Source organism: Streptomyces sp. NPDC004610 (assembly GCF_040609715.1).
Taxonomy (GTDB): domain Bacteria; phylum Actinomycetota; class Actinomycetes; order Streptomycetales; family Streptomycetaceae; genus Streptomyces.
In genome coordinates this window covers 40,017-54,293 of record NZ_JBEXLA010000027.1, presented here as the reverse complement: position 1 = coordinate 54,293, position 14,277 = coordinate 40,017, and the positions used below count along the sequence as shown (strand labels likewise).

The following is a 14,277-nucleotide window of genomic DNA, read 5'->3' as shown; positions in this document are numbered from 1 at the left end:
TTAAACGAATGTCTAGTACGGTTGTTTAAGACGGTTGTATATGGACCGCGCTACCATGGCCGCATGGGTCACCGTGAGGATCTGCTCGAAGGCGCCAAGCGCTGTCTGCTGGAGAAGGGCTTCGCGCGTACCACCGCGCGCGACATCGTCAAGGAGTCCGGGGCCAACCTCGCCTCCATCGGTTACCACTACGGCTCGAAGGACGCGCTGCTCGCCCAGGCGTATGTGTCGCTGGTGGGGGAGCAGGGCGACGCGTTCGGGCCGGAGAGCGGGGAGTTCGCCACTCCGCCCGGCTCGCTCGAACGGTTCGGCGAGGTCTGGTCCGGCATCATCGCCACCATGGGCCCCGGTTCGGTCTGGCGGCTCAGCATGGAGGTGCTGACCATGGGCGACCGGATGCCCGAACTGCGCGACCGGCTCGCCGAGGCACAGAGCCAGGCCGGTCGCGGGCTGATGGGGATGCTGCTGGGCCTGCCCGAGGAGGACTTCCCCGACGACCAGGTCGACACCCTCGGCAAGCTCTACTCGACGCTGATGACCGGCCTCATCGCCCAGTGGGCCTTCGACCCCAAGACGGCACCGACGGCGGACGAGCTGACCGCGGGGATGCGGTCGCTGATCGCGGCGGCGCAGGGCAAGCCGTAGGGGCTCAGATGAGGCGGCGGGCCTTGAGGGCCATGTGCAGGAGCAGCCGGTCCTCGCCGTCGTCCAGGTCGAGGCCGGTCAGCTGCTCCACCCGGGACAGCCGGTAGTAGAGGGTCTGGCGGTGGATGCCCAGCTCCGCCGCCGTCCGGGCGGCCTGGCCCGCGCGGTCGAGATAGGTCTCGGCGGTGCGGACGAGATCGCGGTGGGCCGGAGCCAGCAGCGCCGCCACGGCCGGGTCGCGGGCGGCGTCCGGGGGCAGCGCCGTCAGCAGCCGGTACGGGCCGATCGAGGTCCAGTCGGCGACCGGGCCGAACCGGGGTTCGGCGAGCGCGGCGCGGGCGGCGGCCGTCGCCTGGCGCCAGGCCCGGCCCAGCTCGGCCAGTCCGGTGTGGGCGGCGGCGATCCCGGCCGCCGGGCGCCGCTCGTGGGCCGGGCGGTCCAGCAGCCGGGTCGCCGCCGACACCGCCGGGCCCAGGTTCTCCGCCGTCCGCAGCCGGACCAGGACCGCGAGGGACTGGGCGGAGGTGCCCCAGGGGATGGTGCAGCGGGCCGCGGCGCCCGGGAGGGTGCGGACCGAGGGGGCGTCGTCGGGGTCGGCGGACGGCCAGGGGGCCACACAGAGCAGGGTGTGCGGGCCGGTGGCCCGGGTGCCGAGGGCGGTACGCAGTTCCGCCACCGCCATGTCGTGCTGCCAGTCGCGTTCGGCGGTCAGCACCGCGCGCAGTTCCCGGGTGAGGTCGGCGCCGTACTGGGCCTCGTCGGCGAACAGCGCGCCGATCCGGCCGGCCACCTCCATCGCCGCCGTCAGCCGGGCGTCGGAGGGGCCCGGGTCGGTGTCCAGGAGCCAGACATAGCCGAGGACGACACCCCGATGGCGTACCGGGAGGCAGATCCGTCCCCGGTTCACCCCGGCCTCCGGTGTCGGCGGGATCCGGACCGGGCCGGTCGCCCGGGTGATGCCGAAGCTCTCGAACCAGGCGCGGACGGCGGCGGTGGAGCGCCGGGTGACGATCGAGCGGGTGCGGACCGGGTCCAGCGCGGACGGGTCGAGGTCCTGCTCGCTGTCGTAGGCGCCGAACGCGATCAGTTCGAAGTCGCGGTTCTCCAGGGTGGCGGGGGCGCCGAGCAGCTCGGACAGCTCGTCGACCAGTTCCTGGTAGTCGCCCCGGTGGTCGTGAGGGTCCCGATGCTCCCGATGGTCGCCGCGATGGTCCGCGTACTCCGGTGTCACCCTGGGCATTCTGCCGTATTTCCGGGCGGCCTTCATACATCTGTCTGAGATCTGCGGCACGGATGCGTGACAGCTGTCGATGGCCCACGATCGAGGGGATCCCTAGGTTTCACGGTGGTTCCCCGTGCCGTACCCGGAGCCGGGAGACGGCCGTCTGTTGAGTGTGTGTTGTGTGGAGGTGCCCCGTGCTGGGTCCCGTGATTCTCGCCGCGTCGCGCAGCGACCGGATGCGCCGGCTGATCTCGGCCGCGCCGGTCACCAAGCAGGTGGTGGACCGGTTCATCCCCGGCGAGAGCGTCGACGACATCGTGCCGATCGTCGAGCGGCTGACCGGGCAGGGCCTGGAGCTGACCATGGACGTGGTCGGCGAGGACATCACCACCCCGGGGCAGGCCACCGCCGCCCGGGACGCCTATCTGGAGCTGATCGACCGGCTCACCCCGCTGGGTCTCGGCGACCGTGTCGAGATGTCGGTCAAGCTGTCGATGTTCGGGCAGGCGCTGCCCGGCGGGCACGACCTCGCCCTCGCGAACGTCCGCCCCGTCGTGGAGCGCGCCGCCGGGATCGGCACCACCGTCACCCTGGACGCCGAGGACCACACCACCCTCGACTCGATGTTCGCCATCCACGAGGAACTGCGCGCCGACCACCCGCAGACCGGCTGCGTCATCCAGGCGTATCTCTTCCGCACCGAGGCCGACGCCCGCCGGCTGGCCGCCGCCGGCAGCCGGGTCCGGCTGGTCAAGGGCGCCTACAAGGAGCCCGCCGAGGTCGCCCACCAGCACCGGCGCGAGATCGACAAGGCGTACGTCCGGATCCTGCGGACTCTGATGGAGGGCGAGGGGTACCCGATGATCGGGTCCCACGACCCCCGGCTGATCTCCATCGCCCAGGAACTCGCCCACCGGGCCGGACGCAAGCCCGACGAGTACGAGTTCCAGATGCTGTACGGCATCCGCGGCGAGGAACATCTGCGCCTGGCCGCCGAGGGCCACCGGATGCGCGTCTACACGGCGTACGGCACCGATTGGTACGGCTACTTCATGCGCAGGCTGGCCGAGAAGCCGGCCAACCTGCGGTTCTTCGCCCGCAGCATGCTGACCCGAGGCTGAGAGATGACGCACGCACCAGACCACGGCCGGGGGTCCGGGGGTTGTCCCCCGGGCCGACACAGCATGCGGCGACTGGCGGAGAAGCCGGCCAACCTGCGGTTCTTCGCCCGCAGCATGATCACCAAGGGCTAGCCCCCGCACCCGCTCACGTACAAGGAGTTACGGATCTCATGGACGCTGTGACCCAGGTCCCCACCCCCGTCAACGAGCCGGTGCACGGCTACGCCCCCGGCTCGCCCGAGCGCGCCCGGCTGGAGGTCAAGCTCAAGGAACTGGCCGAGAACCCGCTCGAACTGACGATGACCATCGGCGGCGAGCGCCGGATGGGCGGCGGCGACGCCGTCCAGGTCGTCCAGCCGCACCACCACAAGGCGGTGCTCGGCACCTACCGCAACGCCACGCACCAGGACGCCCAGGACGCCATCGACGCGGCCCTCGCCGCCGCCCCCGCCTGGCGGGCGATGTCCTTCGACGACCGCGCCGCGATCATCCTGCGCGCCGCCGAGCTGCTCTCCGGCCCCTGGCGCGAGACGCTGGCCGCCTCCACCATGCTCGGCCAGTCCAAGACCGCCCAGCAGGCCGAGATCGACACCCCCTGCGAGCTGATCGACTTCTGGCGGTTCAATGTCGCCTACGCCCGCCAGATCCTGGCCGAGCAGCCCCCGGCGAACTCGCCCGGCGTCTGGAACCGCCTCGACCACCGCCCGCTGGAGGGCTTCGTCTACGCGATCACGCCGTTCAACTTCACGGCCATCGCCGGCAATCTGCCCACCGCGCCCGCCCTGATGGGCAATGTCGTGGTCTGGAAGCCGTCCCCGACGCAGACCCATGCCGCCGTGCTGCTGCTGCGGCTGCTGGAGGAGGCCGGGCTGCCCAAGGGCGTCATCAACCTGGTCACCGGCGACGGCATCGCGGTCTCCGAGGTCGCCCTCGAACACCGCGACCTCGCCGGGATCCACTTCACCGGCTCGACCAGGACCTTCCAGTACCTGTGGAAGACGGTCGGCGCCAACATCGAGAAGTACCGCTCCTACCCGAGGATCGTCGGCGAGACCGGCGGCAAGGACTTCGTCGTCGCCCACCCGAGCGCCGACACGGCCGTCCTCAAGACCGCGCTGACCCGGGGCGCCTTCGAGTACCAGGGCCAGAAGTGCAGCGCCACCTCCCGCGCCTACATCCCGGCCTCCATCTGGAACTCCGGCTTCAGGGAGGAGTTCGCGGCCGAGGTCGACTACCTCACCATGGGCGATGTCACCGACCTCGCCAACTTCCTCGGCGCCCTCATCGACGACCGCGCCTTCGCCAAGAACAAGGCCGCCATCGACCGCGCCAAGCAGGACCCGACCTGCACGATCGTCGCGGGCGGCTCCTACGACGACTCGGTCGGCTACTTCGTCCGCCCGACCGTCATCGAGTGCTCCGACCCGGAGAACGAGATCTTCCGCACCGAGTACTTCGGCCCGATCCTCGCCGTGCACGTCTACGAGGACGAGGCGTACGAGGAGATGCTGGAGCAGATGGAGTCGGTCTCCGACTACGCCCTCACCGGCTCGGTGATCTCCACCGACCGCGCGGCCACCGCGCACACCATGGACAAGCTGCGCTACGCGGCCGGCAACTTCTACATCAACGACAAGTCGACCGGCGCGGTCGTCGGCCAGCAGCCCTTCGGCGGCGGCCGGGCCTCCGGCACCGACGACAAGGCGGGCGCCCCCCAGAACCTGATGCGCTGGACCCTGACCCGCGCCATCAAGGAGACCCTCGTCCCGCCGACCGACTACACCTACCCCCACATGGGCTGACCTCCCGACACGGGCCGACTTCCCCTCGGCCCGACCCACCGGGCCGCCGCTCCCCACCCCCCGGGAAGCGGCGGCCCGGTCCTTTTCCGGGCGGAGGAGATTCCGCGGGCCGGTCAAAGGCGATGGAACCCGGATCCCCCGAGCGCCAGACTGGAGGGATGACCGCAGCCGTACGCCTCGTCCACACCGCCGGGCTCACCCCAGTGGAACGGACCGCCGTCCATGCCCTGCTGACCGACGCCTTCGACGGGGACCTCACCGCCGAGGACTGGGACCACACCCTGGGCGGACTGCATGCCCTGGTGGTGGACGAGCGGGGGCCGGTGGCGCACGGGGCGGTGGTGATGCGGCGGGTGCTCGCGGGTGGGCGCTGGTGCCGGGTGGGGTACGTCGAGGGGGTCGCGGTACGCCGGGACGCGCGGCGGACCGGGCTGGGCGGGCGGATCATGGGCGCGCTGGAGGGCGTCATCGACCGCGCCTACGACTTCGGGGCGCTGGGGGCGAGCGACGACGGGGCGCTGCTGTACGCGGGCCGGGGCTGGCGGGTCTGGGGCGGGCGGATCAGCGCGGCGGGGCCGGACGGGGTGGTCCGGTTCCGGGAGGAGGAGGGCGCGATCTTCGTCTGGGGCCGGGTGGACGGCTCCGGGGGCGCGGACGGCGCGGACGACGGCCTGGTCTTCGACTGGCGGGACGGGGATGTGCTCTAGTCCACACCGGGCGGCGGGGCGAGAAGGCGCAGGTCGGAGACGGGTGATCGATCGTTCCGTCTCAGATAGTAGGAAGTCCGAGTAACTGTGGAGACAGCGGCGGTTCGCTCCCTTAGCTTGGTAGGAGCCGAACGAATCGCTCGATCCAGCGAATGGCGGTCGTGAGCCGGCCCCGTACAGGCAACCCCTGTGGCCGACGCTCCCCGCCCTCCGGCGTCTCGCACTCACCTCCGTGCTCCCGCACTTCTCAAGGAGTCGATCCCCCATGGCCGAGACGACCGCACGCCGCCGCGTCCGTCACCACTCCCGCACCACCGAGTCGGACCGCAAGAACGCCGCCGCGGCCCTCCAGCGCGCCCTCGACCGCCGCGACAACGGCGGCCAGACCGGGCACTGAGCCCGGCTCCCCCTATCCGCCCCGCCGTACCTCGAAGGCGTCGATGCGCTCGCCCTTCTGGTTCAGCGCCGTCACCTCCAGGCGGGGCGAGGCGCCCGCGTGGGCCGTCACCGACAGCAGCGAGAAGCCCCGGTACCGCACCCGCGACCACTCCACCCGCTCCTGCGGGGTGTCCCGTGACCGCGTCCAGCGGATCGAGGGCACCGACTCGGTGTCGCGGACCCGCCCGGCGTAGCTCTCCGGGGTGCCCGCCGGGAAGCCGTACAGATCCTTGCCGCCGCCGCCCGCGGTGACGTACACGATCCCGTCCCGGGCCGGGTCCGTCCGGCCGCCGATGGGCACCGCCCGGCCGACCTCGCCGTCCCGGATCGCGTCGGTCCGCTCGTAGACATGGTTGTGGCCGTTGATCACCAGATCCACCCGGTGCTCGGCGAACAGCGGCAGCCACTCCGCGCGCACCCCGCCGTCCGAGCCGTGCGAGGAGGTGGAGTAGGCGCAGTGGTGGAAGAAGACCACCACGAACTCGACCTCCTCGGACGCCCGCAGCTCCGACAGCCGCCGCGCCAGCCACGCCGTCTGCCGGCCGTCGGTGCAGCCGAGGTTCGCCGGGATCTCGTACGACACATCGTTGGCGTCCAGGGCGATCACCCCGACATTGCCGTAGACGAAGGAGTACACCCCCGGCGCCGAGCGCGGGTCGAAGCCGGTGCCGGGGAGGGAGAAGCGGGCCAGATGGCCGCCGTAGCCGTCGGGGGAGTACCACGCCTCCATGTCGTGGTTGCCCGTCGTCACCATCCAGGGCACCGACCGCGCCACCGGCTCGTTCTGCTTCAGGAACAGGTCCCAGTGCGTGGCGTCGTAGGTGTCCTCGGCCGTGCCCCGGCCGGTCGGGTTGGCGTAGCAGAGGTCACCGGCGTGGAGATGGAAGGCGGGTTCGGCGGCCAGCAGCACCCGGCCGTTCGCGGCGGCGGCCTCGCCCACACCCTGGTCGCCGAACGCGGTGAAGGTGAAGGAGGCAGGGGTGGCGGGGGCGGTGCGGAAGCTGCTGATGGTGGCGCGGTGGGCGGGGTCGGCCGGGTCGTGGCCCTCGTGGCCGACGCCGTAGTAGTAGGTGGTGCCGGGGAGCAGACCGGTGAGGGACGCGTGGACGTAGTACTGCTCGACCGCGGCCCGGATCCCCTTCAGTTCCGGGGTGTTCAGGGGGCGTACCTCGGCCCTCGTCCGCCCGCCCAGGTCGTCCGGGCGGGTGCCCAGCCGGAGATACGGTCCGCGCACCGCGGCCGGGACCTGCCAGGAGATCCGCATCCCGGTGCGCGGATCGTCGCCCAGCGCGAGATGGCGGCCGAAGGGGACGACGGACGCACCCGGAGCCCGGGACGCGCTGTCCCGGCCCGGGGCACCGCCGCCGCAGCCGGTGACCAGACCGCCCGCCACCATGCCCGCCGTCACCAGCGCCCGGCGCCGGGAGAGCCGGGCCCGCAGATACGCGTGCTGCTCCGCCATGCTCAGCCGGGCGGCCTGCCGGGGCGGGATGCCGAAGTCGGGGATCTCCATGGCGGTGAAGTTCCCAGCGCCGGCCGACGGCCGCAACGCATCGGGGTGAACGGGCGGTGACGGATGGCCGGAACACCCGCCCCGCTGTCCGTATCCCGGACGTCTTGTGTCATCCCATGGGACGAGGGGTAGGGTGCCCGCATGTCTCGCAGCATCAATCTCGCAGTGATCCCCGGTGACGGCATCGGCCAGGAAGTCGTGACCGAGGGCCTGAAGGTCCTCTCCGCCGTCCTTCCGCAGGATGTGAAGCTGGAGACCAAGGAGTACGACTTCGGCGCCCGGCGCTACCGCGCCACCGGTGAGACCCTCACCGACGCCGACCTCGACGCCCTCAAGCAGCACGACGCCATTCTGCTCGGCGCCATCGGCGACCCCTCCGTGCCGTCCGGCGTCCTGGAGCGCGGCTTCCTGCTGAAGCTCCGCTTCGCCTTCGACCACCATGTCAATCTGCGGCCGAGCAAGCTGCTCCCCGGCGTGGCCACCCCGCTCGCGGGCGAGCCCGCCATCGACTTCGTGGTGGTCCGCGAGGGCACCGAGGGCCCGTACACCGGCAACGGCGGCACCATCCGCAAGGGCACCCCGCACGAGGTCGCCACCGAGGTCTCCGTCAACACGGCGTTCGGTGTCGAGCGCGTCGTCCGGGACGCCTTCGCCCGCGCCCAGGCCCGCCCGCGCAAGAAGCTCGCCCTGATCCACAAGAACAATGTGCTGACCTTCGCCGGTCATCTGTGGACCGATGTCTTCAACCGGGTGGCCGGGGAGTTCCCCGAGGTCACCACCGAGTACATGCATGTCGACGCGGCCACCATCTATCTGGTCACCCAGCCCGAGCGCTTCGACGTCATCGTCACCGACAACCTCTTCGGCGACATCATCACCGACCTCGCCGCGGCCGTCTCCGGCGGCATCGGCGTCGCCGCCAGCGGGAACATCAACCCGAGCGGCGACTTCCCCTCCATGTTCGAGCCGGTGCACGGCTCCGCCCCGGACATCGCCGGCCAGGGCAAGGCCGACCCCAGCGCCACGGTGCTCTCGGTCGCCCTGCTGCTGCGCCACCTCGGCCACGAGGCCGAGGCCGCCCGGATCGAGGAGGCGGTTGCCGCCGACCTCGCCGACCGGGTCGGCAAGCCCGCCCGCTCCACCGCCGAGATCGGCGACGCGCTCGCCGTACGGGTGACCGGCTGACCCCACGGTCTGCTCGATCACTCGAACCAGGCCGCCGGGTCGCAGCAGCGCCCGGCGGCTTTCGTCTGCCCCCGTGGGGTGCCACCATCGCCCCTGGGCCGCTTCACCCCGTTTCTTCCGCCCCCACCTCCGGGCGATAATCGGACAAGCGACCGTGCCACGAGGTGATGCTCGGACGTCCTACTAATGACGGCCGGACACCCCCCGAACCTCGGCCGACCGGAGCTGCCCCGCCCCTGCCAGGAAGCAAAGGACCCCACTCATGACGACGCCCACGATCGAGCTCAAGCCCTCCGCCGCCCCCCTCTCCGCGGCCGAGCGCGAGGCGATCCTGGCCAGCCCCGGCTTCGGTCGCCACTTCACCGACCACATGGTCACCATCAAGTGGACCGAGGGCCGCGGCTGGCACGACGGACAGCTCGTCCCGTACGCGCCGATCTCGCTCGACCCGGCCACCGCGGTGCTGCACTACGCGCAGGAGATCTTCGAGGGACTCAAGGCGTACCGCCGCCCCGACGGCTCGGTCGCCACCTTCCGCCCCGACCAGAACGCGCTGCGCTTCCAGCGCTCGGCCCGCCGTCTCGCCATGCCCGAACTCCCGGTCGAGACCTTTGTCGCCGCCTGCGACGCCCTGGTCAAGCAGGACAAGGACTGGGTCCCCGCCCACGGCGGCGAGGAGTCCCTCTATCTGCGCCCCTTCATGATCGCCACCGAGGTGGGGCTCGGGGTGCGCCCGTCGAGCGAGTACCTCTTCCTGGTCATCGCCTCCCCGGCCGGCGCCTACTTCCCCGGCGGGGTCAAGCCGGTCTCCATCTGGGTCTCCGAGGACCGGGTCCGCGCCGTCCCCGGCGGCATGGGCGACGCCAAGACCGGCGGCAACTACGCCGCCTCCCTGCTCGCCCAGGCCGAGGCCGCCGCCCACGGCTGCGACCAGGTCTGCTACCTCGACGCGGTCGAGCACACCTGGGTCGAGGAACTCGGCGGCATGAACCTCTACTTCGTCCACGGCGACCGGATCGTCACCCCCACCCTCACCGGCTCCATCCTGGAGGGCGTCACCCGTGACTCCCTGCTCACCGTCGCCCGCGACCTCGGCTACACCGCCGAGGAGCGCCGGATCTCCCTGGAGGAGTGGCGACGGGACACCGAGAGCGGCGCCCTCACCGAGGTCTTCGCCTGCGGCACGGCCGCCGTCATCACCCCGGTCGGCACGGTCAAGCGGGCTAGCGGCGAGTGGCAGCACGGCGGCGGTGAGCCCGGCGAGGTGACCCTGCGGCTGCGCAGCGCCCTGCTGGACATCCAGCGCGGCACGGCGCAGGACACCCACGGCTGGATGCACCCGCTGGGCTAGCCCGCCCGGCGCTCCCCGAGAGGCCCGCTCCTGTCACCTTCCGTGACGGGAGCGGGCCTCTTTTTGCTGCGCCCACCATTTTGAGCATCGTTCAAACCCATCCCTCGCGAATGGGTAGATACACAGGTCAATACCCCTCCCCATCTTTAGAGCAATGCTCTAACCTGGGCAGCCGAGGAGGTACCCCGCCATGAGACTCACCCCCACCGAACGCGACCGGCTGCTGCTCTTCGGTGCCGCCGAGCTGGCGCGCGCCCGCCGGGCCCGCGGGCTGCGGCTGAACGTCCCCGAGGCCACCGCCCTGATCGCCGACACCGTCTGCGAGGCCGCCCGGGACGGGGTGCGGCTGGCCGAGGCGGTCGAGCGGGCCCGCGCTGTCCTCGGGCCCGGGGACGTGCTGCCGGGCGTCGCCGATGTCGTCACCGAGGTGCAGGTCGAGGCCGTCTTCGAGGACGGGTCCCGGCTGGCCGTGGTCTCCGACCCGATCGGCGGCGGACTGGGGGAGGAGGCGCCGGGCGCGCTGCTGCCGGGGCCGGAACACGCCGGGCACTCCGAGCACTCCGAGTACGCCGGGCACTCCGAGCCGGAGGCGGTCGTCCGGCTCACCGTCACCAACACCGCGACCGTGCCGGTCTCCGTCACCTCCCACTTCCACTTCTTCGAGGCCAACCCCCGCCTGGACTTCGCCCGGGAGACGGCCTACGGGATGCGGCTCGCGGTGCCCGCCGGGTCGTCGGTGCGGTTCGGGCCGGGGGAGAGCGTGGAGGTCGGGCTGCTGCCGATCGGCGGCGCGCGGATCGCCATCGGCTTCGCCGGGCTGGTCGACGGGGCGCTGGACGCGCCCGGCGCGAAGGAGGAGGCCCTGCGCAGGGCCGCCGCCTGCGGATATCTGGGAGTGGAGCCGGGAGCGGAACCGGGGGTCGGGCGATGAATCCGTACGAGTACGCCGCCACCCATGGCCCGCGTGCCGGGGACCGGATCCGGCTCGGGGACTCGGGGCTGGTGATCCGGGTCGAGGACGACTCCCAGCGGCCCGGGGACGAGTTCCTCGCCGGGTTCGGGAAGACCGCGCGGGACGGGCTGCATCTGAAGGCCGCCGCGGTGCGGGACACCTGCGATGTGGTGATCAGCAATGTCGTCGTGATCGACGCCGTGCTCGGGATCCGCAAGGTGTCCATCGGGATCCGCGAGGGGCGGATCTCGGCCATCGGGCGGGCCGGGAACCCCGACACCCTCGACGGCGTGGACGTGGTCGTGGGCACCGGTACGACCATCGTGTCCGGCGAGGGGCTGATCGCCACCGCCGGGGCCGTCGACACCCATGTGCATCTGCTCTCGCCCCGGATCATGGAGGCGTCGCTCGCGTCCGGCGTCACCACCATCATCGGGCAGGAGTTCGGGCCGGTCTGGGGCGTCGGGGTCAACTCGCCCTGGGCGCTGAAACACGCCTTCGGCGCCTTCGACGCCTGGCCCGTCAACATCGGCTTTCTGGGCCGGGGTTCGTCCTCCGACCCGGCCCCGCTGATCGAGGCGCTCGCCGAGGGCGGGGCGTCCGGGTTCAAGGTGCACGAGGACATGGGGGCGCACACCCGGGCCCTGGACACCGCGCTGCGCGTCGCCGAGGAGCATGACGTCCAGGTCGCGCTGCACAGCGACGGGCTCAATGAGTGCCTGTCCGTCGAGGACACCCTCAAGGTGCTCGAAGGGCGGACCATCCACGCCTTCCACATCGAGGGCTGCGGCGGCGGACACGTCCCGAACGTGCTGAAGATGGCGGGCGTCCCCAATGTCATCGGCTCGTCCACCAACCCCACCCTGCCCTTCGGCCGGGATGCCGTCGCCGAGCACTACGGGATGATCGTCTCCGTCCACGACCTCAAGACCGACCTGCCCGGCGACGCCGCCATGGCCCGGGACCGGATCCGCGCCGGGACCATGGGCGCCGAGGACGTACTGCACGACCTGGGCGCCATCGGCATCACCTCCTCCGACGCCCAGGGCATGGGCCGCGCCGGGGAGACCGTGCGGCGGACGTTCGCCATGGCCGGGAAGATGAAGGCCGAGTTCGGCGCCCCGGACGACGGGCACGACAACGAGCGGGTCCTGCGGTACATCGCCAAGCTGACCATCAACCCGGCCCTCGCCCACGGCCTCGCCCACGAGGTCGGCTCCATCGAGACCGGCAAACTCGCCGACCTGGTGCTCTGGCGGCCGGAGTACTTCGGCGCCAAACCGCAGCTCGTCCTGAAGGCGGGCTTCCCGGCCTACGGCGTGACCGGCGACCCCAACGCCGCCACCGACACCAGCGAACCCCTCGTCCTCGGCCCGCTCTTCGGCGCGTACGGCGCCGCCCCGGCCGAACTGTCCGTGGCGTTCGTCGCACGGGCCGCCCTCGATCTGGGCGCCGACCGGATGCCCACCCGGCGCCGCCGGGTCGCGGTCCGCCACACCCGCGGTATCGGCCCGGCCGACCTGCGGCGCAACTCCCGTACCGGGGCCGTCGACGTCGACCAGCGCACCGGCCTGGTCACCCTGGACGGCGAGCCGATCCGCTCGGCGCCCGCCGACTCCGTCTCCCTCAACCGTCTGTACTTCCTGTGAGGACCGCCCCCATGTCTGCTGCCGCCGACGGCTTCCGGATGCCCGCCGAGTGGACCGCGCACGAACGCACCTGGATGGCCTGGCCCGGCCCCAACCCCACCTTCGACACCCCGGACGACCTCGCCGCCGCCCGGATCGCCTGGGTGGCGGTCGCCCGAGCCGTCCGCCGCTTCGAGCCGGTGACGGTGGTGTGCGGGCCCGGCCAGTCGGCGGGGGCGCGGGCGCTGCTCGGCCCGGAGGTGGAGACCGTCGAACGCGAGCTGGACGACGCCTGGATGCGGGACATCGGCCCGACCTTCCTGACGAACGGACGCGGCGAACTCGCCGCCGTGGACTGGACGTTCAACGGCTGGGGCGCCCAGCACTGGGCCCGCTGGGAGCACGACGCGAAGATCGGCGCCCAGGTCGCCGACCTCGCCGGGGCCCGTACGTACGCCTCGCGGCTGGTCAACGAGGGCGGGGCGATCCATGTCGACGGCGAGGGCACGGTCCTGCTGACCGAGACCGTCCAGCTCGGCCCCGAGCGCAATCCCGGCTGGACCCGCGAGGAGGTCGAGACCGAGATCCACGGCCTGCTCGGCACCCGCAAGGCGATCTGGCTCCCGCGCGGCCTCACCGCCGACTATCCCCCGTACGGGTACGGCACGCTCGGCCATGTCGACATCGTCGCCGCGTTCGCCCGCCCCGGGGTGGTCGTCGCCCACCACCAGACCGACCCCGCCCACCCGGACTTCGAGGTCAGCCGCGAGGTCATCGGCATCCTGCGGGCCGCCACCGATGCCGCCGGACGGCCCCTGGAGGTGGTCGGGGTGCCCGCGCCGACCACCCTGGAGGCGGACGGCCACTGGGCCGACTTCTCCTACATCAACCACTACCTCTGCAACGGCGGGGTCGTCCTCTGCGCCTTCGACGACCCGCGCGACACGGAGGCCGCCGCGCTCTTCGGCCGCCTCTTCCCCGAGCGCGCGATCACCCTGGTCGACGCCCGTACGATCTTCGCGGGCGGCGGCGGTATCCACTGCGTCACCCAGCAGCAGCCGAAGGTCTAGCGAGCAGCGAGCGAGGAGGGCCGGACATGGCCGGTGGGCGCAGACAGGCCCCGCCCCGCGAGGACGTCCTCTCCGCCGCCATGGAGATGATCGCCGCGCGCGGTCTGGAGAAGCTGACCATGGTGGCGCTCGGCGCCGAGGTCCGGATGAGCAGCGGGCATCTGCTCTACTACTTCGGCTCCAAGGACGAACTGCTGCTGCGCACCCTGGAGTGGAGCGAGGGCCGGCTCGGCGCCGAGCGCTCCCGGCTGCTCACCCGCGAGGCCCCGGCCCGCGCCCGGCTCGACGCCTACGTCGACCTCTACGTCCCCGACGGTCCCCGCGACCCGCACTGGACGCTCTGGTTGGAGGTCTGGAACCGCTCGCAGAACGCCCCCGCCGACGCCCGCGACCGGCAGGCGGCGATCGAGGGCGCCTGGCACCGGGACCTGGTGGCGCTGCTGGCGGAGGGCGTCTCGCGCGGTGAGTTCCGGGCTGTCGACCCGGACCGGTTCGCGGCCCGGCTGCGGGCTCTGCTCGACGGCTTCTCGATCCAGGTCGCCATCGGACTGCGCGGCGCCGACCGGGGGACGATTCTCGGCCATGTCGGGGAGTTCCTGGACGAGTCGCTGACCCGGCCGGAGTGACCCCCGACCCCTGAACT

General features: G+C 72.1%; 13 protein-coding genes. 11 read left to right on the top strand and 2 right to left on the bottom strand.

The annotated features are described in order from the left end of the window. The first annotated feature begins 63 nt into the window (after positions 1-63). Positions 64-645, top strand: coding sequence for a TetR/AcrR family transcriptional regulator (locus ABZX40_RS27315; RefSeq protein WP_355743981.1), 582 nt, complete (start codon positions 64-66; stop codon positions 643-645). Between the two features lie 4 nt (positions 646-649). On the opposite strand, the gene ABZX40_RS27310 is transcribed toward ABZX40_RS27315, so the two are convergent. Next, on the bottom strand, positions 650-1,795 hold the full coding sequence (locus ABZX40_RS27310) for a helix-turn-helix domain-containing protein (RefSeq protein WP_355744122.1): 1,146 nt from the start codon (positions 1,793-1,795) through the stop codon (positions 650-652). Positions 1,796-2,061: 266 nt separating this feature from the next. On the opposite strand from ABZX40_RS27310, the gene ABZX40_RS27305 reads away from it, so the two are divergent. The 4 genes from ABZX40_RS27305 to ABZX40_RS27290 all read left to right on the top strand — a co-directional run bounded on the left by ABZX40_RS27305 (position 2,062) and on the right by ABZX40_RS27290 (position 5,894). Beyond that, positions 2,062-2,988, top strand: a complete 927-nt coding sequence (locus ABZX40_RS27305; RefSeq protein WP_355743984.1) for a proline dehydrogenase family protein — start codon at positions 2,062-2,064, stop codon at positions 2,986-2,988. 170 nt (positions 2,989-3,158) lie between these two features. Then, entirely contained in the window at positions 3,159-4,790 is a 1,632-nt protein-coding gene (gene pruA / locus ABZX40_RS27300) for an L-glutamate gamma-semialdehyde dehydrogenase (protein ID WP_355743987.1), read from the top strand. Between the two features lie 158 nt (positions 4,791-4,948). Beyond that, a complete protein-coding gene (locus ABZX40_RS27295) occupies positions 4,949-5,497 on the top strand; it encodes an aminoglycoside 2'-N-acetyltransferase (RefSeq protein WP_355743990.1) in 549 nt (182 codons plus the stop codon). 265 nt (positions 5,498-5,762) lie between these two features. Continuing rightward, a complete protein-coding gene (locus tag ABZX40_RS27290) occupies positions 5,763-5,894 on the top strand; it encodes a hypothetical protein (RefSeq protein ID WP_355743993.1) in 132 nt (43 codons plus the stop codon). Positions 5,895-5,906: 12 nt separating this feature from the next. On the opposite strand, the gene ABZX40_RS27285 is transcribed toward ABZX40_RS27290, so the two are convergent. Further along, positions 5,907-7,448, bottom strand: coding sequence for a metallophosphoesterase family protein (locus ABZX40_RS27285; RefSeq protein WP_355743996.1), 1,542 nt, complete (start codon positions 7,446-7,448; stop codon positions 5,907-5,909). A gap of 141 nt (positions 7,449-7,589) precedes the next feature. Here ABZX40_RS27285 and ABZX40_RS27280 point away from each other — a divergent pair, with 141 nt between their 5' ends. The 6 genes from ABZX40_RS27280 (at position 7,590) to ABZX40_RS27255 (ending at position 14,260) form a co-directional block, all read left to right on the top strand. Beyond that, positions 7,590-8,633: a 3-isopropylmalate dehydrogenase gene (locus ABZX40_RS27280; protein WP_355743999.1), complete on the top strand. Its 1,044-nt coding sequence runs from the start codon at positions 7,590-7,592 to the stop codon at positions 8,631-8,633. Positions 8,634-8,895: 262 nt separating this feature from the next. Continuing rightward, positions 8,896-9,984, top strand: coding sequence for a branched-chain amino acid aminotransferase (locus ABZX40_RS27275; RefSeq protein ID WP_355744002.1), 1,089 nt, complete (start codon positions 8,896-8,898; stop codon positions 9,982-9,984). Positions 9,985-10,174: 190 nt separating this feature from the next. Further along, the gene (gene ureA / locus ABZX40_RS27270; protein ID WP_355744005.1) at positions 10,175-10,915 is read left to right on the top strand and encodes an urease subunit gamma; all 741 of its coding nucleotides are present in this window, start codon (positions 10,175-10,177) and stop codon (positions 10,913-10,915) included. Further along, positions 10,912-12,585 (top strand): urease subunit alpha, encoded by a 1,674-nt coding sequence (locus ABZX40_RS27265; protein WP_355744008.1) that lies wholly within the window; start codon positions 10,912-10,914, stop codon positions 12,583-12,585. The genes ureA and ABZX40_RS27265 overlap by 4 nt, the downstream gene beginning before the upstream one ends. Before the next feature lie 11 nt (positions 12,586-12,596). Next, a complete protein-coding gene (locus tag ABZX40_RS27260) occupies positions 12,597-13,634 on the top strand; it encodes an agmatine deiminase family protein (RefSeq protein WP_355744011.1) in 1,038 nt (345 codons plus the stop codon). Between the two features lie 26 nt (positions 13,635-13,660). Next, a complete protein-coding gene (locus ABZX40_RS27255; RefSeq protein ID WP_355744014.1) occupies positions 13,661-14,260 on the top strand; it encodes a TetR/AcrR family transcriptional regulator in 600 nt (199 codons plus the stop codon). Positions 14,261-14,277: the final 17 nt, after the last annotated feature.